The organism is Paenibacillus solanacearum, from assembly GCF_910593845.1.
Lineage (GTDB): Bacteria > Bacillota > Bacilli > Paenibacillales > NBRC-103111 > Paenibacillus_G > Paenibacillus_G solanacearum.
Genome location: NZ_CAJVAS010000050.1, coordinates 22,145 through 44,603 on the forward strand (window position 1 = coordinate 22,145; position 22,459 = coordinate 44,603).

The 22,459-nt window shown below is 55.1% G+C and carries 18 protein-coding genes, 1 pseudogene and 1 riboswitch; of the genes and pseudogenes, 3 read left to right on the forward strand and 16 right to left on the reverse strand.

The features are described 5' to 3' along the window. Positions 1-12 precede the first annotated feature (12 nt). The 8 genes from KXG62_RS29640 to KXG62_RS29675 form a co-directional block, all read right to left on the reverse strand. Positions 13-909, reverse strand: coding sequence for a glycine betaine ABC transporter substrate-binding protein (locus tag KXG62_RS29640; RefSeq protein ID WP_218095624.1), 897 nt, complete (start codon positions 907-909; stop codon positions 13-15). Positions 910-992: 83 nt separating this feature from the next. Then, positions 993-1,691, reverse strand: coding sequence for an ABC transporter permease (locus KXG62_RS29645; RefSeq protein WP_218095625.1), 699 nt, complete (start codon positions 1,689-1,691; stop codon positions 993-995). Then, entirely contained in the window at positions 1,681-2,838 is a 1,158-nt protein-coding gene (locus KXG62_RS29650) for a betaine/proline/choline family ABC transporter ATP-binding protein (RefSeq protein WP_218095626.1), read from the reverse strand. Before KXG62_RS29650 ends, KXG62_RS29645 begins: the two co-directional genes overlap by 11 nt. 85 nt (positions 2,839-2,923) lie before the next feature. Continuing rightward, complete coding sequence (locus KXG62_RS29655) at positions 2,924-3,787, reverse strand: tyrosine-type recombinase/integrase (protein ID WP_218095627.1); 864 nt, start codon at positions 3,785-3,787, stop codon at positions 2,924-2,926. Between the two features lie 250 nt (positions 3,788-4,037). Beyond that, positions 4,038-4,553 (reverse strand): DUF2179 domain-containing protein, encoded by a 516-nt coding sequence (locus KXG62_RS29660; protein WP_218095628.1) that lies wholly within the window; start codon positions 4,551-4,553, stop codon positions 4,038-4,040. A gap of 421 nt (positions 4,554-4,974) precedes the next feature. Then, complete coding sequence (locus KXG62_RS29665; protein WP_218095629.1) at positions 4,975-5,868, reverse strand: glycine betaine ABC transporter substrate-binding protein; 894 nt, start codon at positions 5,866-5,868, stop codon at positions 4,975-4,977. A 4-nt stretch (positions 5,869-5,872) separates the two neighbouring features. Continuing rightward, a complete protein-coding gene (locus KXG62_RS29670) occupies positions 5,873-6,712 on the reverse strand; it encodes an ABC transporter permease (RefSeq protein ID WP_218095630.1) in 840 nt (279 codons plus the stop codon). Next, positions 6,687-7,907 (reverse strand): quaternary amine ABC transporter ATP-binding protein, encoded by a 1,221-nt coding sequence (locus KXG62_RS29675; protein ID WP_218095631.1) that lies wholly within the window; start codon positions 7,905-7,907, stop codon positions 6,687-6,689. The genes KXG62_RS29670 and KXG62_RS29675 overlap by 26 nt, the downstream gene beginning before the upstream one ends. A 274-nt stretch (positions 7,908-8,181) precedes the next feature. On the opposite strand from KXG62_RS29675, the gene KXG62_RS29680 reads away from it, so the two are divergent. After that, the gene (locus KXG62_RS29680) at positions 8,182-8,745 is read left to right on the forward strand and encodes a GbsR/MarR family transcriptional regulator (protein ID WP_218095632.1); all 564 of its coding nucleotides are present in this window, start codon (positions 8,182-8,184) and stop codon (positions 8,743-8,745) included. A gap of 254 nt (positions 8,746-8,999) precedes the next feature. Beyond that, positions 9,000-10,040 (forward strand): YkvI family membrane protein, encoded by a 1,041-nt coding sequence (locus KXG62_RS29685; RefSeq protein WP_218095633.1) that lies wholly within the window; start codon positions 9,000-9,002, stop codon positions 10,038-10,040. 112 nt (positions 10,041-10,152) lie between these two features. Here the strand turns inward: KXG62_RS29685 and KXG62_RS29690 are convergent, their stop codons facing one another. From KXG62_RS29690 to KXG62_RS29720, 7 genes are all read right to left on the reverse strand, one after another. Beyond that, complete coding sequence (locus tag KXG62_RS29690) at positions 10,153-11,013, reverse strand: DUF421 domain-containing protein (RefSeq protein WP_218095634.1); 861 nt, start codon at positions 11,011-11,013, stop codon at positions 10,153-10,155. 95 nt (positions 11,014-11,108) lie between these two features. After that, on the reverse strand, positions 11,109-12,281 hold the full coding sequence (locus KXG62_RS29695) for a cation:proton antiporter (RefSeq protein ID WP_218095635.1): 1,173 nt from the start codon (positions 12,279-12,281) through the stop codon (positions 11,109-11,111). Positions 12,282-12,467: 186 nt separating this feature from the next. Continuing rightward, on the reverse strand, positions 12,468-13,997 hold the full coding sequence (locus KXG62_RS29700; RefSeq protein WP_218095636.1) for a glycine betaine uptake BCCT transporter: 1,530 nt from the start codon (positions 13,995-13,997) through the stop codon (positions 12,468-12,470). Positions 13,998-14,076: 79 nt separating this feature from the next. Next, the gene (locus KXG62_RS29705) at positions 14,077-14,403 is read right to left on the reverse strand and encodes a hypothetical protein (RefSeq protein ID WP_218095637.1); all 327 of its coding nucleotides are present in this window, start codon (positions 14,401-14,403) and stop codon (positions 14,077-14,079) included. Positions 14,404-14,423: 20 nt separating this feature from the next. Beyond that, positions 14,424-14,588 carry a hypothetical protein gene (locus KXG62_RS29710; protein ID WP_218095638.1) on the reverse strand — a complete coding sequence of 55 codons (165 nt, stop codon included), beginning with the start codon at positions 14,586-14,588 and terminating at the stop codon, positions 14,424-14,426. Between the two features lie 227 nt (positions 14,589-14,815). Beyond that, a riboswitch (cyclic di-AMP (ydaO/yuaA leader) is annotated at positions 14,816-14,953 on the reverse strand. A gap of 72 nt (positions 14,954-15,025) precedes the next feature. Next, entirely contained in the window at positions 15,026-15,784 is a 759-nt protein-coding gene (locus KXG62_RS29715; RefSeq protein WP_218095644.1) for a class I SAM-dependent methyltransferase, read from the reverse strand. 115 nt (positions 15,785-15,899) lie between these two features. Further along, a complete protein-coding gene (locus KXG62_RS29720; RefSeq protein WP_218095639.1) occupies positions 15,900-18,017 on the reverse strand; it encodes a bacterio-opsin activator in 2,118 nt (705 codons plus the stop codon). A gap of 137 nt (positions 18,018-18,154) precedes the next feature. Here KXG62_RS29720 and KXG62_RS29725 point away from each other — a divergent pair, with 137 nt between their 5' ends. Then, positions 18,155-22,027 (forward strand): S-layer homology domain-containing protein, encoded by a 3,873-nt coding sequence (locus KXG62_RS29725; protein WP_218095640.1) that lies wholly within the window; start codon positions 18,155-18,157, stop codon positions 22,025-22,027. A gap of 120 nt (positions 22,028-22,147) precedes the next feature. Here the strand turns inward: KXG62_RS29725 and KXG62_RS29730 are convergent. After that, positions 22,148-22,279 (reverse strand): annotated as a pseudogene (locus KXG62_RS29730) (DinB family protein); the annotation flags it as partial. Between the last annotated feature and the right edge of the window lie 180 nt (positions 22,280-22,459).

The following is a 22,459-nucleotide window of genomic DNA, read 5'->3' on the forward strand; positions in this document are numbered from 1 at the left end:
TCACCTCGGTTCTTATTTGAGCAAGCCTTGCTTCTTCAGAAACTCGACAGCGACTTCCTTCTCGCTGCGTTTCTTGACGTCTACCTCATAATTCAATCCTACCATCGTTTCAACATCGATCTTGCCCACCAGCTGCTTGAGCGCCTCGCCGACTTCCGGATACTTCTGCAGTATTTCTTTTCTCGCTACGGCCGAAGCGTCGTACGGAGGGAAAAACTGCTTATCGTCGACGAGCGTTTTCAATTCAAATTGCTTGATGCGAGCATCAGTGGAGTAAGCAAGCACGATATCGACTTTCTTGTTCGCCACCGCTTCATATACTAATCCGATTTCCATCGGAAGGGTTTGCCCAAAGGATAAGCCATAATGCTTGGAAAAAGCTTTATAGCCGTCGTTGTCCCGCTCCAGCCAAGTCGTATCGACGCCGATCTTCATGTCTTTGGCCTTGTCTGCCAGATCGGAGATTTTCTCAAGTTTGTACTGGTCCGCCAAATCTTTGCGGACGGTAAATGCGTACGTATTTTCGAAGCCGAACGGATCGAACCATTCGAAGTCGAATGTTTTGTTAAAGCCTTCTTTGGCTTGCTGCAGTACTTTGGCACGGTCTTTCGTCTGCTCGATATCGAAATATCCGTTGAATATTTCGCCGGTATATAAGGTGGCCAAATCGATTTCTTTATTCTTCATCGCTTTAATGACGACGGGACTCGCCGCCAGATCGGCCTTCACGTCTACCTTCACCTTCGAGCGGTCCTCGATCAGCGCTTTGTACATTTGCGCTAAAATTTTGGGCTCGGTATACGTTTGCGCCCCGATCGTAATTTTATCGCCGCTTCCGCAGCCCGATAACAACACAACAACCGACAATATCAACAATAATGCTGACGTACCCCATTTTCTTTTTCTCATGTACTCCTCCTGGTAATACCGATTTTGTATAACATGTATGATGAAGCTGTCAGCCATGGCTTGTGCCTTGGCCGAAAGCAGCATTACGCCGCCGCCGAAGTCGAGATCGGCTTGGAAGCTGCCGCCATCGGTTTCTTGCGCATGCTCCGCTTCTCCACGAGGCCGAGCACATAATCGGCCAGCAGCGCCAGCACGATCGCCGCGAGCGCGCCCATAATAATCAGTTCGTCCTTATTGACACCCAGGCCGGAGAAAATCAATACCCCCAAGCCTCCGCCCCCGATCAAGGAAGCGAGCGTCGTCCAGCTAATAATGTACACGGTCGTGACGCGAATGCCGGAGATAATGTAAGGCAGCGCAATCGGCAGCTGAATGAAGACGATCCGCTGCAGCGGTCCGTAGCCCATCCCCTTGGCCGCCTCCAGAATACTGCGGTCGGCCGATTCCATGCCGGCATACGTATTGCGCAGCAAAGGCAGCAGCGCATACAGGAACAGCGCGAAGATCGCCGGCTTCATGCCGATGCCCATCAGCGGAATGAGCAGCGCCAGCAATGCCAGGCTCGGGATCGTCTGGAACAAATTCGCGACCCCGAACGTGAACGATTTCAAGAACCGGTTGCTGCTGTTAGCCAGCAAAATACCTACAGGGATCGCGACGAGACAGCCGAGGACAACGGCCAGCGCCGAAATCCACAAATGTTCCACCGTCGCAGCCCACAAATCGGGCATTCGCTGTGTCGCAAAAGCCGCGAGGTCGCTCCACCACGATTTATCCGACATCTGCGGCACCCCCCGTGCTTACGGAAGTATACAAATCCGCCATATGACGCACGACGCTGCCTCTTGTAATCAATCCCTTGAACCGCTGACCTTCGCCCAATACCGGAATATTGGCGAGCTGATGCTTATCCATGAGCTGCAGCGCCAAGATGAGCGGCGTGCCCGTCGGGACGGTATGCTCCACCGGTCTCATGACGTCGGCGACCGTCTTTTCTTCCCCGCCGTACTGATCCAGCACTTGATAAATCGAGACGGCGCCCTTCAGGATGCCCTGCGAATCGACGATGTACAGCGAATCGACGCGGCGCTTCTCCATCATCTGGATCGCTTCGGCCAATCCCCGCGTCGGAAGCGCGGTACCCGGGCTTTCGACCATTACATCGTCCACGCGCGGCATATCCTCGGCCACGACGCTGGATTGCAGCCGTTTTTGGCCGATGAAGCTTTTGACGAAATCGTTTGCGGGATGCCGCAAAATTTGCTCAGGCTTCCCTTTCTGCACGACGCTGCCGTCCTTCATGATGACGATCGTGTCGGCGATGCGGATCGCTTCGTCCATATCATGCGTGACGAACACGATCGTTTTTTTCAATTCCTGCTGAAGACGAATCAGCTCATCCTGCAGCTGCTCCCGACTGATCGGGTCGAGCGCGCTGAACGGCTCATCCATGAGGATAATGTCGGGATCGGCCGCCATCGCCCGGATGACGCCGATGCGCTGCTGCTGTCCGCCGCTCAGCTCCGAAGGATACCGGTTGCGGAAGACGTCCGGCGACATGCCGACCAGGTTCAACAGCTCATCGATGCGGGCTTCGATGCGGGACTTTTCCCATTTTAACAACGAGGGAACGACAGCTACGTTTTTCGCTATCGTCATGTGGGGGAATAAACCGATGTTTTGGATGACATAACCGATTTTTCTGCGGAGATCGACCGGATTCCATTCCTGCGTGCTCCGGCCTTCAATACGGATCGTTCCGTCCGTCGGCTCAATCAGACGATTGATCAGCTTCATCGTCGTCGACTTGCCGCATCCGCTCGGTCCGATCAATACCGTAATTTCGCCTTTCTTCAATTCCAGGTTCACGTCGCTCAAAGCCTTGAAACCATCGTCATAGACTTTGTTAACCCCCGTCATCTGAATCATGAGGAACACTCACCTTTCTTCCTGAATGGGATTTTGAAATCTTGCACACGAGTGGTTGTTCTGTTATCACTTCCCTTTATGGAATTTACTGCAGTCCGGAATAATACTGATACGAGGTTAAAAACGACTTATGACCCGCCCACCGCTTCATCATCATAATCGGGGCGCCCTGTTCGGCCAGCCGGCGGCAAAACGTATTCCGCAAATCGTGACAGCTGATCTCGAACCCGAGCTTCTCGGCGTACCCTTCGACGACGAACTGGACGGCGCGCGGCTGCATGCTGCCCGAACGTTCGGTGACGAACAGAAAGTCGCTCGTTTTATAGCATTCTTTGCCGGCCAGCGCCCGCTGCTCGATCCATTCACCCAGAACGGCTTGCGTCTTGGCATCGAGCGGAACCCGACGCAGCTCGGTCCCTCTGTCGTATACGACCAGCTCTCCCGGCAGCACGGAGGAGACGCGCAGCTCCGACACTTCGTCCAGCCGCAGCCCCGCATAGAGCAGAACGTACAGCAGCGCTACATTACGGCTGCGCTTGAACGGATTTTTCTCCTGCCCGGCAAGCGCGAGCAGCCGCGTCTCTTCTTCCGAGTTGAGCCAGCGGGGCAGCTCGTTTTTCTTCGGCGTATAATACCTGGCGCTGGCGGCCGGATTGCTTTTGACCATCCCTTGCCCCTCCGCCCATTTAAAAAATGAAGCGAGAATCGACACGTATTTGTTGATCGTCGAAAGACGCTTGCCTTGCAAATACAGCTCATCCCGGCTGGCAAAAATATCTTCCTGCACAACCGAGACCAGCGATTTGTCCGAACGCTGCAGCCAGTGGAGAAAGTGCGCGATCTCTGCCGCATACAGCTTGACGGTACTTTCCTCCTTGCCTTTCTCTCTAAGGTAGTGCGTAAATGGTTCAATCCATTGCTCCGAATACAGATTCTTAACGCCTTCCATTGTTGTTCTTCTCTCCGTTGCTCAGTGTAGGCTTTGGCATGGACGATGCAATGAATAATTTTATGATGAATTTTATTTTGCGATTAATTTAATTCTATGATGAATATCATAACACACTGGCGGGAAAGGGATAAAACATAACATCCCCCCGTATTTTACCGTAAATTGGGATCATCCCGTCTATCTGGACGTATACGCCGCATTTCAGTACAAATCCTCCCGTATGGACGGATATGCTCCCTATTCCGGTCTACTTGCGAATCGTATGGGTCCAAAAACCGCCGTGCAGCTGCTTCGGTTCCAGTGTGACTACAAATGCTTTTGGGTCGATCGCCAAAATCGATTTGTACAAATATTGCTCGTTTTTTCGCTTGGCCAGCACTTCCAGCACAAGACGTTCGCCATCCCTTCCGTATCCGATCCACGAAGTCACGCCGTAGCCCTGCTTGCGCAGGTCGTTCGCCATATTGCTGCCGACCTCGTTCGTAATGACCTTCAGCGTTACGTAGCCGAGCGCCAGCTTCTCCTCGATCCAGGAGCCCACCAATACGCCGAGGCCGTAGCCTAACGCATAAACGGCCAAGCTGAGCGGCTGCTTCAAATATTGCAGCACCATGTTAAGCCCAAGGACGTATATCGTAATTTCAGCGATGCTGATCGCGGCAGCGAAATACTTTTTCCCTTTGAGCGTCAAGATCATCCTCAGCGTAAAACAGGAGACATATACGATTTGAATGGCGAAGATGCTCAGCAAAATATTTAGCACGAAGGACCTCCTTGGTTGCCATGCCGCAGCAAATGTTGTATGAGATGAAAAAAGAAAATATTCAACGTATGGAGGATCATCGGCTAGCTTGCTTTCTCAACAACCTCCGAAACCAAGCCATAAAGCACACCGAAAAAAGAAGCACCGCCTCGATTCCTCTCCTAATGGAGCAGCAGCCGGGTCAAAAAGAAAGTCCTCGCTTCTACGCTCCTATGTGTAGGATTCCACTGCCATATGATTATCCATTCCGTTCATTCGTTACATTTTTTTGGACTTTTGTTGACGGCCCGTCACACTTACGCTTGTAAAGCAGATTGATTCTTATTCCCCCCGGGGCTATGAAATGAAACAGCTTGTGATGACTTTCAAATAAAGAAGAACACCCCCGGCCAATTCATCCGGGCAGTGTTCCGTCGCCTTCTTATTTTGTCTTTAAGTCTTCGATCGACTCAATCTCCATATACGCTGGAACGACGAGACCGGTTTTGGTGCCGTTCAAGTTCGGACCGAGATCTTCGAATTTACCTTTGAACTTATCATAATAATCCTTATGGGTGGTCGGCAGCCAAGCCGCTACAATCGCATCGGCATCTCCGCCGGAAATGCCGGCCCACATCGGCCCCGCTTCCACCTGCAGCAAATCGACGGTATATCCCAGTCTGTCGGTCAGCACCTGCTTGACGACATTCGTGCTGGCGATTTCTGAGTCCCACGCCACATAGGCCAGCTTCAGCTTCTTGCCGTCTGCTTTGGCAATATCTTTCACCCAAGCATCGACTTTAGCCGCATTGCCTTTAACCCATTCGGCAGCAGCCTCCTCCGGCTTTTTCCCGTCCTGAATGGCTACCATGACCTTGGCCATATCCTCCGGCGTCCATTCAAACCGATCCAGAAAGCTGTACGCGGAAGGATGGTCCGCCTTGAGACCTTGTCGGACCACGGTATGGATTTGCTCGTCCCCTCCGTATACGCCTTTCGGGTCCTTCAAATATTTCAGGTCGTACTTGGCGAACATCCAGTGCGGCGTCCAGCCCGTAATGATAATCGGCTTTTTATTTTTGTACGCTTTGTCCAGCGCGGCGGTCATTGCAGCGCCGGAGCCCTCCACCAGCTTCCAGTCCTTTAGTTCGTAATCCTTCAGCGCCTTTTCCGTCGATTTCATGATGCCCGCCCCCGGATCGATACCGATGATTTCGTGCTTCACCTGATCGCCTACGGTCGCCGACCCAGAAGACGGCGCGTCTTTGGCGCACCCCGTTAACGCCACGATACTTGAAATTCCGACAATCATAAGTCCTTTGATCCATTTGTTCATTTCGCTATTCCCCTTTTCGCTTTTTTCTTTTGATAAAATGCTGCGTCAGCCGGTCCAGCATGATCGCCAGTATGACGATCGACAAGCCGGCTTCGAAGCCTTGGCCCGTCTTGATCTGCGTCACGGCGCGGTACACATCGGCGCCGATGCCCTGCGCTCCGATCATCGAAGCGATGACGACCATCGACAGGGCAAGCATGATCGTCTGGTTGATCCCGGCCATAATGGACGGCACCGCCTGCGGCAGCTGCACCTTGAACAGCTTTTGCCCCGGCGTGGAGCCGAAGGCATCAGCCGCCTCAACCAAATCCGCAGGCACTTGGCGAATGCCCAGATTCGTCAGCCGAATCGTAGGCGGAACGGCGAAGATTACGGAAGCGATCACACCCGGCACGACGCCGAGCCCGAAGAAGGTGACCGCGGGAATCAAATACACGAAGGCCGGCATCGTCTGCATGAAATCGAGCAGCGGCACCAATACGCTCTGCGCCCGATTGTCTCTTGCGCATATAATGCCAAGCGGCACGCCGAGCGCAATGGAAATAATCGCTGAGGTCATCACGAGCGCGAGCGTATCCATCGTATGTTCCCAATACCCCAAGTTGTCGATAAGCAAAAGCCCGACGAACGTGAACAAAGCAAGCGGCCAGCGCGCAAACCAGAAGGCGATCGCCGATAAAATCACGATCAGGAGAAGGGCCGGCGGCAAGTGAAAGATGGCCGAGAACAGGTTGACAATGCCTTCAATCACCGTCGAGATGATATCGAACAGAACCGACAGCCGGCTTTCAAGACCGTCGACCAAACGCTCGACCCAATCAGCTAATGGAAGCTTCGGGATCATCCGGCTCCACCTCCTTCGCAAGCGGATGTCCGGCTAAGGCTCCAAGCACCGCGCCGCGCACAATGACGCCCAACAAGCGGCCCGTCTCGTTCACGACCGCAACGGGATACTTGGACGTGCCGCACACGTCGAACAAATCATGGAGAAGGACGTCAGGCGCAACCGTCGGGGGGTCTTTTACCACGATGCTTTCCAGCGTTCTTCCTTCTCTCGCTGCCGCGGAAGCGTCGTCCGCGGTAATGACGCCGAGCAGCCGCTTGCTTCGGTCCACAACGAACAAATTCGATATTCCTCCGTCTCTCATGAGCTGCAGCGCGACCCTGGGGCCGCGGTCAGGCGTAATCGTCTCCGGCCTGCGCATCACGTGAGAGGCGTTCAGTACTTTGGACAAATCGACATCCTCGACAAACCGTTCCACGTATTCGTTGGCGGGATTGATCATGATTTCTTCCGGCGTTCCGATTTGTACGACGACGCCGTCCTTCATCAGTGCGATACGGTCACCGATACGCAGTGCCTCGTCCAGATCGTGTGTAATGAAGACGATCGTCTTCTTCATCTTCTCCTGCAGGCTGAGAAGCTCATCCTGCATATCTTTGCGAATCAACGGATCGAGCGCGCTGAAGGCTTCATCCATGAGTAGAATGTCCGGGTCGTTGGCCAGTGCCCGCGCAAGGCCGACGCGCTGCTGCATCCCGCCGCTAAGCTGCTCGGGATAGCTTTCTCCCCAAGCTTCAAGCTCCACAAGCTGCAACGCGGCGAGTGCTTTATCCCGGCGCTCCTTCTTTGCTGCACCCTGCACCTCCAGACCGTATTCCACGTTCTCCAGAACCGTCCGATGCGGGAATAGCGCGAACTTTTGAAACACCATGCTCATCGTTTCCCGGCGCACCCGACGAAGCTGCTCCTGACTCATTTGTGTGATATCTTTTCCGTGGACGAGGATGCTGCCTTGCGTCGGTTCGATCAGACGGTTCAGCAGACGCACTAGCGTCGACTTTCCGCTGCCGGAGAGCCCCATAATGACAAAAATTTCTCCGGGCTCGATCGAAAAATGGACGCGGTTAACCCCTACCGTGCAGCGGAGCTCCTTATATATTCGTTCTTTGCCCCAGCCTTGATCCAGCAATGGCAGCGCCCGCTCCGGCTCGCTCCCGAACACTTTGGTAAGCTGCTTTACTTCGATAATCGCCAAACTCACACCTCATTCCAATTCATTTCCAACTCCTTACACAAGTCTAACGGAACAACAAAAATGGTGTCAACCGTTTTTAAAGTTTATTTCGTTTGTACAGAAAAAACTTTACGATTGTATTCTCCGCTTTTCCCTCCATTTCCGCGCTTTTCCTGCCCGATCTGTTCCTTTACATTGTCCGCATTGTTTTTTACAATGAGCCTAAACGCGATTATGCTTTTTATGGATGCAATAACCTTGGACTATGCATGACACCGACAGAGGAGCGGGAATAATGATAAACGAATTAAGCGGTATCACGCCGGAAGCGGAGCAATCGATCCAAAAAGCGCGTAAGCGAATCATTGAATCCATCGGTAAAAATATGGATTTGTATGGGATCACGCTGTCCACCGGATTGTTGTACGGACTGATGTTTTTTCAAAATAAACCGATGACGCTCGATGAAATGGGAGAGGCCATGGAGATGAGCAAAACCAGTATGAGCACGGGCATTCGTACGCTCCTGGATCTCAATATGGTCAATAAGGTATGGGAAAAAGGGTCTCGGAAAGATCAGTACGAGGTGGAACGCGACTGGCACCAGACGTTCACTGATTTTTTTGCGATCAAATGGCGAAAAGCCGTTGAGATGAATTTGCAAGCGTTGCGAAAGTCGCAGACCGAGCTGCGTACGCTCGCCGACGAGCATCCGGGAGAGGAGCTTCTCCAATCGTACATTGGTCTGGACATGGAAAAAATCGATCAAGCGATCGGCTACTACCTGTGGCTGGACCGGCTGATCGACACACTGGAATCCGGGGAGATCTTCAGCCTTGTCCCGAAGAAGCCGCAGTAACACACCCCCTAGCGTAAGCCTGTTGTAAAAGAAGAAAGGATAGACTTCGCCCGAAGCCTACCCTTTCTTCTTTTTTTGCCGTGCCTGAGAGGTAAGGCTTGCCTTGTCGTTCAACGAGCGCGGGCTTGCGCCGATACGGTCTGCAAGGCGCATCGAGGGCTTCCATTTTGTATATGATCCACCGTGGAATAAACGGGCCTGTCTCACATACAATTGTGGAGTAGGATGATTCTTATTCCTCCGGAGGCTATAAGATGAAACAGTTCATGCTGACTTTTCAAATCGCGGCAGCCTATGCCGGGACTGTCGTAGGCGCCGGATTTGCATCCGGGCAGTCGATATTGCAGTTTTTTACCGTCTACGGCGTCTGGGGAGAACTGGCGATTGTCATTAGCACGGTGCTGTTCATTTGGATCGGAACGAAATTGATGGTGCTGGCCCGCCGCATTCAGGCGTTTTCCTTTCAGGAGCTGAACGTATATTTATTCGGTCCCGCCTTCGGCAAAATCGCGAACGGACTGACGTTCGTTCTATTGCTTGGCGTCACCTCAGTTATGCTCTCCGGCACCGGCTCCATCTTCGAGGAGCAGCTCGGCCTGCCTTCTCAATGGGGCATTATCTCGAGCATCGCCTTATGCTGCCTCGTCATGTCCAAGCAAATCAGAGGCATTCTGGCAGTCAATTCGCTGGTTGTTCCGATGATGCTGTTGTTCATGGCGCTCGTTGCGGTCAAAGCCGTCGATGTGGGCGAGCTTCCTCAATTCACCCGCTTGCTGGAAGAAGAGCGACCCGGACTCAAAGGATGGATAGCCCCGTTCTCCTATGTCGCGCTTAACATTGCCTGCGTACAGGCGGTTATGGTACCGATCGCCAGCGTAGCAAGCAATGACCGCGCGCTGCGGTGGGGAGGCTTCTGGGGAGGAATGGTGCTGGGGGCGATGCTGCTGATCAGTCACTATGCCATGTATGACCATATGCCGGATATTCGGCATTTCGAGATTCCGATGGCGGAGATCATCCGGGATTACGGCCCTTGGATGCACATCCTGTTCCTGCTTGTCATCTACGGCGAAATCTTTACGACGATCACCGGCAACGTATTCGGCATTGCCCGGCAAATCCAAAGCCGCCACAGATTATCGAACCGCTGGCTCGTCCCGATCATTTTGCTGGCCGGCTTCCTGATCAGCCAAGTCGGCTTCGCCTCGCTGCTGGCCTATCTTTACCCGCTGTTCGGATACATGGGGATCATCCTGCTGTTGTTTTTGGCAGCCAAGAGAATGCCTGTTCGTTAGCGGTCCGGGCAGTATACGGCCAGCACGTGCCAGGCGCATCCTCAAGCAAGCCTTTTCGGCCTTTACTGGATCCCCTACTCCTCTTCTGTGCTGTATCGTACCGGAACGCCCGTTACCGCTGGAGCAGCGGCGTGACGGATTCCACGATTTGCGCCGTCTTCTTCGAAAGCTCCCCGTACATGCGTTTCATGGTCTCCTGCCCCGTCGCCAAACCGTATAAAGCAAGGTCCGCTTCGCACTTCTTCAGCGTCGCCAGCAGCAGCTCGTTCTGGGATGCTTGCGGCAGCTGCAGCATATCGTCGTATACGTCTACGTAGAGCTGAGCGTATGTGTCGACTTGACCGATAAACACATTTTCGATCGTCACGCCGATCTTCTCAAGCTCCGTTTGCAGCCATTCCCGGCTCAACCCGCGGGTAGCGAGCGGCTCGTCCATGATGCTGCCGTCCATAATGACCGTTTGCGTCTCCTGCTCCGGTCCGATTTTGATGCCCAGATGTTTGGGGGTGAGCGGCTGGTTTTCTTTTTTGAGCAGCACACTCAGCTCCCCGGTCGCCTCCAGTACGGCAAACTCGACATCGGCGACGTTAAATACGTTCTTCTTGCGGAGCTGCTCCAGCAATTCGTCGGTGGAGTACCGTTCTTTTTTCATGTTCTCCTCGAGCACTTTGCCTTCCTTGATAAAGACCGTACCGTCGCCCTCCACCCAACTGCGCAATCGTTTGCTCTTCAGCGTGAAAAATTCGAACAAATATGGAATCAGGAACCATATCAGTATCGACGTCACGCCGTGCATGAAATGGGATTCCAGCTCCGTTGAAATAAACCCGGCCAACGATCCGAGCGTAATGCCGGCAATATATTCGAAGAAATTGAGCTCCGATATTTGTTTTTTACCGAGAATACGGGTTAATAGAAAAATGATAGCGACCGCGGCAAGCGATCGTAACACGATGTGAATCCACTCGGGCAACGCACTCACTCCTTTTTCATCTGGACCGACCAGCGGGTACGCGGTCTCACTATCATTATTTATCAAAATCGTTTTTGTTATTTATAGGAGATTATTTACATTCGTTGGTGCACTTTCGCTGCATCCTGCTCCCCCGCAGGTCGCCGCTCGCGGAAAAATAGCTTCATCATCGGCGGCGTGACCAGCGTCGTGACGAGAACGACGACGACAATGACCGCGAACATCTCTGTGCTTAACAGGCCGGAATCGAGCCCCATCGCGGCAATGATCAGCGCCACTTCCCCGCGCGACACCATCGCGGCGCCGATACCAAGCGAGCTTCTCCACTGAAACCCTGCGAGCCTGGCTCCAATCGCCGATCCGACCAGCTTGGTCAATATCGCCAACACGCTCAATCCGACGATCAATCCGATATGACTGCCGATGCCGATAAATTCCGCCGTCACCCCGATCGACGTGAAGAAGACCGGAACGAAGATGGAATATCCGATCGTCTCCACCTTCTCGAATACTTCATGCTTGTATTTCGTCAAGCTGATGGCGACTCCGGCGATATAGGCACCGATGATCCCGGCCACGCCCGCCGACTCCGCCATATAGGCATAGACGAAACAAATGATCAGAGCCGCCGAGATGACGGTTTCGGTCACCCGCAGCGGAGCGAACCGGCTCAGCGCCCAAGGCACCACCTTCCAAGCCAGCAAGATCGCGACGGCGAAGAAGATTACTTTTTTGAGAACGACCATCCCCAGGTTCACATCACCGCCCGCAAAGCTCATCACGAAAGCTAATGCGATAATGACGAGAATATCGTCGATCACGGCCGCCCCCAATATTGTGGTGCCCTCTCTGGACTTCATTTTCCCCATTTCTTTCAGTGCCTGAACGGAGATGCTGACGCTAGTGGCCGATAGCAGCAGGCCAAGAAAGATCGATTGCATCGGCGGAAGGTCGATAACCAGACCCGCCGCATACCCGAGTGTAAACGGGACGAGAATACCGAGCACGCCGACATAACCCGAGGCTTTGCCCGTGCTCTTGAACTGCTCGGTGTCGGTCTCCAGGCCCGCGATGAACATAAGCAGGATGACGCCGATTTGGCTGATCTCCTGAATCATCTCCGTATTGGTGACGACGCCCAGCACGGTTGGACCCAGAACGATTCCGATCAGGAGCTTGCCGAGCACGGACGGCTGCCCGAGCTTGACGCTGATGTCCCCGGCAATTTTGGAAGCAAATAAAATAATGGCTAATTGAAAAATGAGCATGGAACTCCACCTTTCTGCGATAACGTTAGGATGCGTAATTTAAGGTCAAACAACACAAAGAGGACCCTGTACCACAGCCGCTAGACATAGCGGTGCCCTGGTGACAGACTCCTCCAAAGTAAGGCCTATTCTGTTGTTCGATAACTTAATACGCGCGAAAGGCTCACCGGTTTCAAAAAAGTTGATTTATGGCTGCTCTTCGTGGATGAGGGCTTCCAACGCGCTGCGGAACTGCTTCTCCTTCTTGCGGCGGGCCCGCGCTTCTTCCTTCAACGAGCGCAGCAGCGAGCGGCACATGAACGCCATGATGATGGCGAAGGGAAGCGCGGTCACGATCGAGGCGGTCTGCAGCGCCTGCAGTCCTTGGCTGAGCAGCAGCACGATGGCGATCGCCGACTGGACGAGTCCCCACGTTAGTTTGATTTTAGCCGAAGGCGTCAGATTGCCCCCGGTTGAGAACATCCCGAGCACGAATGTCGCCGAATCAGCCGAGGTCACAAAAAAGCAGACGATCAGCGCAGTCGCGATGAACGCGAGCAGCCTGCCGAATTGAAGGTGCTCAAGTGAGACGAACAGTGCAGAGGTTACGTCCTTGCTGACCGCAGCCGCCAAATTGACGCCCTCCAGCATCTGCTGATGCAGCCCGGTGCCGCCGAAGACGGAAAACCAGATCAAGCTGAACAGGCTTGGGATAAACAAAACGCCCAGCACAAACTCCTTGATCGTGCGCCCCCTGGAAACGCGGGCAATGAACATGCCGACGAACGGCGCCCATGAAATCCACCATGCCCAGTAAAACAATGTCCAGTTGCTGACCCAGGTGCCTTGCGTGAACGGAGTGAGCCTCAGGCTCATTTGAATCAAATTTTGCAAATAACCGCCTAACGACAAGGTAAACGTATCCAGCACAAATGTAGTCGGGCCAAGCACGAATGTGCAGAGCAGCAGACCTAGCGCGAATAATAGATTGGCATTGCTTAATATTTTGATGCCGCGGTCTAGCCCCGACAACGTAGAAATCATGTAGAGAATCGTAAGCAGCGCAAGAATGGTGAGCTGGATGCCAGTCTGGTTCGGGACTCCCCACAGAAACTGGAGCCCCCCGTTAATTTGCAGCGTGCCGAGTCCCAAGGAAGTCGCGACGCCGAAAGCGGTGGCAATAATGGAGAGAATGTCGATCGCTTTGCCGAGCGGACCGTTCACTTTGTCGCCCAGCAGCGGATAAAACGTCTGACTGATGAGTGCTGTCCGTTTTTTTCGATATTGAAAGTATGCAAGCGTGACGCCAACGACGGAGTATACTGCCCACGGATGCAGCCCCCAATGGAAAAAAGCGTACCGCATCGCGAGCTGCGCCGCTTCCGCCGATTCGCTCGCCGCCCCCTGCGGCGGCGTTACGTAATGAGACAGCGGTTCCGCAACACCCCAGAACACTAGACCGATTCCCATCCCCGCGCTGAACAGCATCGCAAACCAGGTGAGATCAGAAAACTCGGGTTCATCGTCATCATCCCCAAGCCGGATGTTCCCGTACTTGCTGAACGCCAAGTATACGACGAAAATCAAGAAGCCGAACGCCGCGAACAAGTACAACCATCCGAACCGGCCTGTCGTAAAAGCGAAGAATTGGGAGGCTTGCTCGGAAAGACCTTCCGGGCTAATCGCTCCCCATAAGACGAATAAAATAATAACCGCAACCGAAATACCGAATACCATGCCAACCTCCGGGGAAACGTTTCCCCTAAGATTCCCGTATTGCCGGCAAGTTATTCCGGAGGCTTACCACACGGATAACTTATAATACCGCTACCATTGCGTCCCACATCGCATCGCACAGCTCTGCCGCTTTCGCTTCGAAGCCCGGCATCTTGACGATCCACTCGTTCCAAGCGCTGTCGATAGTCGGCCTATGCCCCTGCTGCGCCATATACGCCATCATTTGCCCGATCGTAAGCAATGGCAGCGACCTGCCCTTATCCACACCGCTCAAGTAGTAGATCATCTCTTCTTGGCCGCTGAACAAGATATACTCGCCTTCTTGCGGAACCCACCAGGAGCGAAGCTTCTCCTGCTGCCGCTCCGAAAGCCGTTCCAGATGGACGGCAGTAATTCTTTGAAGCATAGGCATCCCCCCGCAGTGCCTTATTTCGTTCGCTGCGAATTTTTCCGTTTCTCGATCACCTCTTCCTTGGTCGGTACGATCAGCTCCGTTTCCGGCCGTTTCCAGCCGTCGTCGCAATGGCAAAATCCGTTTTCATCCTTGAACAAAATTTCAACCACTTTCCCGTCTTTTGTTTTCATAATCATGTCCGGTTATTCCCCTTTCGCCGGCTTGATGAGAGAAGCTTGTGCATGAAGCTTCTGGGATGGATGGAGCGCTGTTGTAACCGCAATGCAAAAAGCCCGCAGCAGGCTTGCTTTGAACGCGAGGAAGGCAACGATCAACAGCTAGGCGGCGGGCCATGGAAAAAGTGCAAAAAAAGACCCGGCTCACGGGTCAACATATATGCTATACGTATGCATAAAGTCATGGAAATTGACCCATCCACTGCTGACGAGGTTAGCTGCCGGGCTCGGGAAAGATGGTTCCCTACATTGCTGATTCGCCCCAAAATCGTTGGTTCCCCCGCTTCCCGGCCCATAGATAGTCGGGAATTAAGCGTATTCTTATCATACAATACTCGTTCAACTTTCGTCAAACAAATCCCCTGCTCTACAAGCATATGTCGCATCGTGTCGTTTGTTTACTTGTGCGCGCCGATCTGCGACTCTGGTTTCGTCGCGGCGATCATCAGAAACATCGGGCGGCGCAATTCATCCCGCATGCCGGGAATCTGATCTAACATCTGTTGCGGCGGCTTCGGCTCGGATACCCCCGTTATCGTGAAGCCGGATTCAAGCAGCGCTTGGATATAGGAGGCGAAAGTGCGGTGGTACTTGACGACATCATTGTCCAAAAATCGGGTCTGCCGTACGCCTTCACTCTGATAATGGTCGACAGGCCAGTGCAGCCGCTCGCCCTGCGTGCCATATACCCAGTCTTGGGCTGCCACCGCGGTGAAGATCGGATGCTCGACCGAAAACACGAAGGTGCCGTCCGGTGCGAGAAATCGGTAGATGTTCCGGCAGATACTTTCAAAGGATTCGATATAATGGAGCGCGAGCGAGCTGATAACGACATCGAATGATTCTCTGGCAAAGGCCATCTCTTCGATCGCCATGCAGCGATATTCGATGGCGGCATCGTCGGTGCTTGCTCTGGCACGGGCAAGCATGTTCTCTGACAGGTCAATGCCGATTACGCTCTCGGCCTTGCGCTCACGCGCATACCGGCAGTGCCAGCCGAAGCCGCAGCCTATATCCAGCACGCGCCGGCCTTGCAGCTCCGGCAGCATCGCCCGAAAGGCGTGCCATTCGCCGGCCGCCTCCAATCCGCCCACCGATCTTGCCATTTGGCTGTAGCTTGCGAAAAATTCCGGATCGTCGTATTTATTTTGTTTCATCATGCTACTTCCCTTCCGTTCATGTTCGATCGTCTGTCGTGAATCCGTCTCGAAGCGGCAAAGACGCTTGACCGGCTCTGTTCCGTTCGATCTGTCTTGTGATGCATGCTTCCTCTCATCCGGTCCCCTTCCCCCCATCAGCCAGCGATTGCGTCAGTACATGGGCCAGATGGCTCACCGCTTGCTGCGAATGCCGGTAAAACGTGGTCCGGCTCATATGAAACGCTTCGGCGAGCTGATTCTTGTTCAGCTCTTTGCACAGAAAGCTTTCCCACAAAATGCGCTGCTCTAGCCGCGTTAGCGGGAACGGCGGATTGTCCTCGGTCAGGATGGCCCGTACGCAAGCTTGGACGGCTGCCCCCGAGACCCGCAGCTGCCGGACGATAGGCAGCTGCTCCAGCTTGTCGTATTCGGACAAATGATGGAGAATCTGCTTCGTCTCAATCGCATCGATGCCGGCATCCGGCTCTTGCCCGGCCACGGTGGCCGGCCCGCCGGATGCCGTTTGCTGAATGACACGCTGTACCCACTCTTCAAAGGTAATGTGCCGGAAATCCAGCTCCCACCAATTCAATTGGCCGCCGGTCGAACCATCCTGCCGATGCCTGTCCTTCGCCTGAAATCCCAATATCGGCAGCAGCATGCTAAGCTGCGGGTCGGACGTGAAGAGGATTGCCCGCCAGCCGCTTGTCATATGGATCAGCCATTGCTGCATGAGCATGGCGCCCAGTTCTTCGGGGCCATACCACGACTGGTTTACGTCAACCGCAGCCAGCAGGATGCACAAGGTGTCCGCCGCCTCCGCAGGAACACGACGCAGATGAACGCTTTCTTCTCCGAGCATCGGAAGCAGCGACGGCGCAAACCGCTCCAGCAATGGCACGGACTGCACATGGAGCCGGAAACCTGCGCAAAATCCGAGCGGTATTCCCGTGTCGCTTCGCACAATACAGAACCCTTCTGGGCTATGCAGGGCGATTTCGTCGAGAACCGCATGGCAGTCTTCTGCCCGGACCAGCTCCGACTGCCAGTCGGCACGTGCTAGGGAATCGGCGAGAAACCGGTGCAGGAAAGGCAAATCCTCCGGCCGATACGGTATCGGCTCCCCCGGCCGAAGGGCAGACGAGAAGTCGACATACGCATGGGCAGAAGGCAGAAACTCACGGTACAGCTCCAGCACATGGGAGGCGATGCGCATTTGCGTTCGCCGGTCCACCGTGCGGAATCGCTCAGCCAGCAGCCGCAGCGCCCGATGGCGAAGCGATTGGAACCGCTGCGGGTGACGGCGGCTGTAATCGTCCCGCAGCAGACGGGATACGACATGATGCAAGGATAAGCCTTGAGGCGTGGCACGGACGAACGACATGGAGGCCAGCTCATGAAATTCGCCGGGCGTGACCGGCTTGTCCAGCAAAGCGTTCAGCAGGAGCGGATCTCCCGCCGGCAGCAGCGACAACGCCGTCAAGGCGCGATGCAGCGCCGGCGAGGCCGCTTCACGCAGCCAATCGGCGCTCAGCATAGCCGGAATTTCATTCGAACGGTCACGCAGCTCTCCGCCGCGTGACCGAAGCAGATCGACGGTCAGCGAGAGAAGCAGCGGATGCCCGTCGGTCTTTTGGACAACTTCCGTCTGTACCTTCGTTACCAGACCGCTCTCCCGCAAATAATCCATCACCTGCGCACGCGTGAACAGCCCGAGCGGGAACGTCTCGATCCGCCCGCCGCCGCCCCAAGCGGGATTCATGTGCCACCTATCGGACAGGCCGCCGCGCGAGGCGACGACGAGCAGCACCTCGGATGACTCCAGCTGCGGCAAGAAGCTCGTCAGCAGCCAGCCCTCCAGTTGATCCAGGCGCTCGCCATTGTCCACCATGAGCACAGTTCGCTGACGCGACAGCTCGCCGACCACGTGAGGCAGAAGGCCGGTCCCCGGCTCTCTCCTTCTGCCATATTCGCTCTCCAGTGCCAGCTCAAGGCTCGACAGGAACGTGCCCGACGTGGCCAGCTCGCCCTGTCCGTCCAGCCACAATGCAAGCGCGGACGAACGACTAGCCCGATGGGCCATTTCGGCGAGCAGCGTTGTCTTGCCGATGCCTCCGATCCCCGAGATCGAGAAGATCCGCGCAATAGCATGAGGGCCGGCCAGCCACTGCTCCAGACGGTCCAATTCCCGCTCGAAGCCAATTACTCGACGACGGGAAGCAGGGTTTCCCGAAATCAAAATGGATTCCATCCCGTTCACTTCTTTCCGAACGATAAATTGAAACAAATTTGAAACACACAGTCGTTTCTATCTATTTTACACTACAAGAAGCATCCGAATAAACGATTTTCCTGATTGATTTCATTTGCAAAAGGAGATTTACAGCCATGAAACGTTTATCCATTCTGTTGACCCTGCTGCTCGCTTTCTCCGTACTGATCGGCGGGCAGGGCTTTCTTGTGCCGATCGCCCGCGCCGACGCCGGTTCCATCCCGCCCGAGGAAGCCGGCTGGGTGCTGATCTCGACCGCAGCGCAGCTGGAGCATATTAACCAAAATCAACCCTCTTACGTCGGCCGCAGCATCCGGCTGATGAACGATATCGACATGACCGGATATGATTGGATCCCGTTCGGCGGCAATGAGAACCCGGCGTTCAGCGGCACTTTCGACGGCCGAGGGCACCGAATTTCCGGAATTTCGATTCATGACGTTGCACGGACAGACGTCGGATTTTTCGGCATCGTATCGGGAACCATCCGGAACTTGAGCCTCTCGGTCGAGGCGGAGGGGGGCAGCTCCACAGGCGGTCTGGTCGGCAGGCTTAACGGAGGACGCGTTATCCTTTCCTCTACGCAGGGCACCGTTACGGGCGGCAATAGCAGCGACACGGGCGTGAGCAGCGTCGGAGGGCTGGTCGGCGTAGCGGTCAATTCGGCCATTGAACGCTCTCACTCGTCCGCTTCCGTGAAAAGCGGTTCCGCCGGCAATCAATTTGCGGGCGGTTTGGTCGGAGCGCAAGGAACCGGCATAATCAGCAATGCCTACGCGACAGGCACGGTTACCAATGCGTCGAATCCAGGCATTTTTTTCACTGCCGGGGGACTTGCGGCACAGCTCATTTACGGTACGATTGAAAGCAGCTATGCGGCAGGGGCCCTCACGCTAAGCGCAAGCGTCAGCTATGTGATAGCCGGCGGTTTCGCAGGCTCGTTGATAACTGAAGCATCGATCATAGACTCGTATTTCGATAATGTGACCACCCAGCAGACGAAAGGTGTCGCCGACTACAGCAGCGGCGGGTCGGTTCAGCTCGCCGGCCGCGCGACAGCCGACATGCGGCAGCAATCCAATTACGAGGGCTGGGATTTCGCCGACACGTGGACTGTTCATCCCGCCGTGAATGGAGGCTACCCTTATTTTCGCCCCATCTTCTTGACGAACGATCTGCCGCGGGCGACCAAAGAAACGCCCTATTCCTTGACACTGGAGGCGGTCGACAGCGCGGCCGGCGGATTGAGCTGGAGCGCTTCCCCGCTTCCGGCGGGCATGCGGCTGACCGGCTCCGGCACGCTGGAGGGCACGCCGGAGCTAGCTGGCGCCTTCCCCATCACTGTGACGGCGACCGATGCCGGGCTGCGAACAGCCAACGCGCTTATGACACTTTACGTAGACGAGTTTGCGCCGGATATAGCCGGATTCAGCATCGTCCCGGGCCGTCTGTTCGGATCGACGAAAGTGACCGCCACTCCGGGGAATCCCGATCATACTTTCGCCTATAGGTTCGGCGGCTCGGCAGGCGTACGCCCCTTCGTCGGAGTTCCGCTTCCAGGCGGTACGATACCGTACTCGCTTGGGACAGACATTCCTGCCGCAGCCGCGGGCCAAACGCTCGAGGTCTATGAGCTGGACGCCGGGCAAACGGTCCGGGCCTGGAGCAGCGCCCGACTAGAAGCGGCCCATATTCAAGACAAGGTGTTTGTCACCGGCGTCAGCCTTCATCCGTCGGAATTGGCCCTTACGGCAGGACAAGCTCCGCAGAAGCTGACGGCCACCGTCCAGCCTGCCGACGCGACGAATCCCGCCGTAACGTGGAGCACCAGCAATCCCGACGCTGCCTCGGTGGACTCCGCAGGAACAGTGACGCCGATCGCAGCAGGGATAGCGATCGTCACAGCCACGACCGTGGACGGGGCTTTTACAGCCCATGCAACGGTCACGGTGCAGCCCGTGCCGCCGACTACGGGCACGGTGACGGGCACGGTATACGGGATTGGAAATGTTCCGCTCTCCGGAGCTGCGGTTATGGCGAACGGGATGAGCGGCATGACCGATAGGCATGGGAACTTTACTTTGACGGGCGTTGCGGCAGGAACGCATACCTTAACGATTAGCGCACCGGGATACGACGTTTATATAACGAGCGTGAACGTCATCTCTGGGCAAACCGCGCAGTTGGGCCGCATCGACTTGACCCTCACCCCAGTGCCGGTCACCGGCGTCAGCCTTCATCCGACGGAGCTGATCCTTACGGCAGGACAAGCTCCGCAGAAGCTGACGGCCACTGTCCAGCCCGCCGACGCAACGAATCCCGCCGTGACGTGGCTCTCAAGCAATCCAGCCATAGCCTCGGTGGACTCGGCAGGAACCGTAACGCCGGTCGCCGAAGGGACGGCAACCGTTACGGTCACGACCGTGGACGGGTCCTATAACGCCCATGCAACGGTAACGGTGCAGCCCGTCCCGCCGACAACCGGCACGGTGACGGGAACAGTATACGGCATTGGAGATGCGCCGATCGATGGAGCTACGGCATCTGCGAACGGAATGAGCGGCACGACGGACGGCTATGGGAAATTTATAATAGGGAACATTGCCCCCGGCGCACATACCTTAACGCTTACCGCCCCGGGATACAATGACTACATGACAAGCGTAACCGTGGTTGCCGGCCAAATCGTAGATAGTGGCCGCTTCGATCTGACAGCCTTGGATACGGAGGAGCCTTCGGACCACTCGGATTCCGTTCAAAGTACAGGGCAGGTCCCCGCTCCCGATCCAGAGACCATGATGACCATCACCATCAACGGCCAGGACGTTCGCGTCGTCATGGCCAAAGAGCAAGCAAGCGATGGGCGGGCAGTCCTGCGCCTTATGCTGGACGGCAAACTTCTGAATACACTGTTTGCTGGTAGCGAAGCAGCCGATCTCGAGTTGAATAGTGCGGAGCCGATCGTGAAAGTAGACCTTCCTGCGGCAGCGCTGCAGGCCCTGGCCGACAGACACCCGAACGCCGTCATTCGCATCAGCGCGAGCGGTGCAAGCTACAGCCTGCCGCTCCATCTTTGGCTAAGCGTACCGATCGATGCGGTTGCCACAGTGGCGATCGCGCGAATCAATGATACCGATGGCGATGAACTGGCAGCTTCGCTCAACCAGCAGGGCTATACGATGCTTGCGGAACCGGTAGACTTTTCCCTCTACATTGATGGTAACGACATGACAGATACGGGCAGCGTATATATCATGCGGACGATTCCACTTGATGCCCCGGTCCTCCCGGACCGCTCGACCGTAGTCTGGATAGATGGAGCCGGCCGGCCGCATTTTATCCCCTCCGTCTTCAGGACGGTGGACCCGCAGCCGGAAGCGGTATTTTATGCACCGCATCATAGCTTGTATACCGCCATACGATCCAACCGAACGTTCGAGGATGTGAAGGGACACTGGGCACAAGCCGACATTGAGTTGCTGGCGAACAAGCTCGTCGTGCAAGGGACGGATCAGAATATCTTTGTCCCAGACCGGACAGTGACTCGCGCCGAATTCGCCGCGATGCTGATCCGCGCACTCGGACTGGATGAAAAGCCTGGCTATACCCTGTATTCGGATGTATCGCCAGAGAAGGATTGGTATTCAGGCGCGGTAGGAGCCGCTTCCAAGGCCGGAGTGATCGAGGGGTATGCGGACGGTACGTTCAAACCGAATGCGCCCATCACCCGAGAGCAAATAACGGTCATGCTATCCCGCGTGCTCCAATTCGCCGGAAAGCTTCGGGAGACGGACGAAGCCGCATTGGATCGCTTCGCCGACCATGCCGTTGTAGCCGACTGGGCCAAGCAACCGGCAGCCCAGCTGCTGGCAGCGAACGTGATCGAAGGTGTCACCGACACAACGTTCGCCCCGCAAGCGCTCGCTACCCGAGCCCAATGCTCGGCTCTGCTAAAGCGGATGCTCCACTATTTGAAATTTATCGATTGATACCAAAACTCCCAAGTCTGGACGCATGAAGCGCTGCAAACTTGGGGGTTTTTGCGTACATCCTGGCAATGAAGGTATTTTTCCGAACTACATTTTTTGAACAAGCTGCTCCGAATACCTTTATCTCACAAATGTTATATGGTCAATATTAACAGGTTCAATGCTGTCCGCTCGAAACCGCGAATTAATCTGCCCGCGATGATACTGACCATGCAAGGCTACATGAGTTAAAATATCCCGGACAGAACTCTGTGTCACACAGATCTCGTACTACTGCTCTGCGAGGCCTGACAAGGAGCTCAATTCGTTCTGCTAGAGTGAAGGACTGAAATAAATTCAGCCCCTCCTCATCAAACCGTACGTGAGGTTTTCCCTCATACGGCTTTCCGATGTTCGTCATTCATGTGCATGCGATCTACAGGAGCGTCTTTA

What these genes read in the sequence shown, in the direction of transcription:
- KXG62_RS29640 (WP_218095624.1), bottom strand. Translation starts at nt 909, where the DNA reads ATGAGAAAAAGAAAATGGGGTACGTCAGCATTATTGTTGATATTGTCG.
- KXG62_RS29645 (WP_218095625.1), bottom strand. Translation starts at nt 1,691, where the DNA reads ATGTCGGATAAATCGTGGTGGAGCGACCTCGCGGCTTTTGCGACACAG.
- KXG62_RS29650 (WP_218095626.1), bottom strand. Translation starts at nt 2,838, where the DNA reads ATGATTCAGATGACGGGGGTTAACAAAGTCTATGACGATGGTTTCAAG.
- KXG62_RS29655 (WP_218095627.1), bottom strand. Translation starts at nt 3,787, where the DNA reads ATGGAAGGCGTTAAGAATCTGTATTCGGAGCAATGGATTGAACCATTT.
- KXG62_RS29665 (WP_218095629.1), bottom strand. Translation starts at nt 5,868, where the DNA reads ATGAACAAATGGATCAAAGGACTTATGATTGTCGGAATTTCAAGTATC.
- KXG62_RS29670 (WP_218095630.1), bottom strand. Translation starts at nt 6,712, where the DNA reads ATGATCCCGAAGCTTCCATTAGCTGATTGGGTCGAGCGTTTGGTCGAC.
- KXG62_RS29680 (WP_218095632.1), top strand. Translation starts at nt 8,182, where the DNA reads ATGATAAACGAATTAAGCGGTATCACGCCGGAAGCGGAGCAATCGATC.
- KXG62_RS29685 (WP_218095633.1), top strand. Translation starts at nt 9,000, where the DNA reads ATGAAACAGTTCATGCTGACTTTTCAAATCGCGGCAGCCTATGCCGGG.
- KXG62_RS29695 (WP_218095635.1), bottom strand. Translation starts at nt 12,281, where the DNA reads ATGCTCATTTTTCAATTAGCCATTATTTTATTTGCTTCCAAAATTGCC.
- KXG62_RS29700 (WP_218095636.1), bottom strand. Translation starts at nt 13,997, where the DNA reads ATGGTATTCGGTATTTCGGTTGCGGTTATTATTTTATTCGTCTTATGG.
- KXG62_RS29705 (WP_218095637.1), bottom strand. Translation starts at nt 14,403, where the DNA reads ATGCTTCAAAGAATTACTGCCGTCCATCTGGAACGGCTTTCGGAGCGG.
- KXG62_RS29710 (WP_218095638.1), bottom strand. Translation starts at nt 14,588, where the DNA reads ATGATTATGAAAACAAAAGACGGGAAAGTGGTTGAAATTTTGTTCAAG.
- KXG62_RS29715 (WP_218095644.1), bottom strand. Translation starts at nt 15,784, where the DNA reads ATGAAACAAAATAAATACGACGATCCGGAATTTTTCGCAAGCTACAGC.
- KXG62_RS29720 (WP_218095639.1), bottom strand. Translation starts at nt 18,017, where the DNA reads ATGGAATCCATTTTGATTTCGGGAAACCCTGCTTCCCGTCGTCGAGTA.
- KXG62_RS29725 (WP_218095640.1), top strand. Translation starts at nt 18,155, where the DNA reads ATGAAACGTTTATCCATTCTGTTGACCCTGCTGCTCGCTTTCTCCGTA.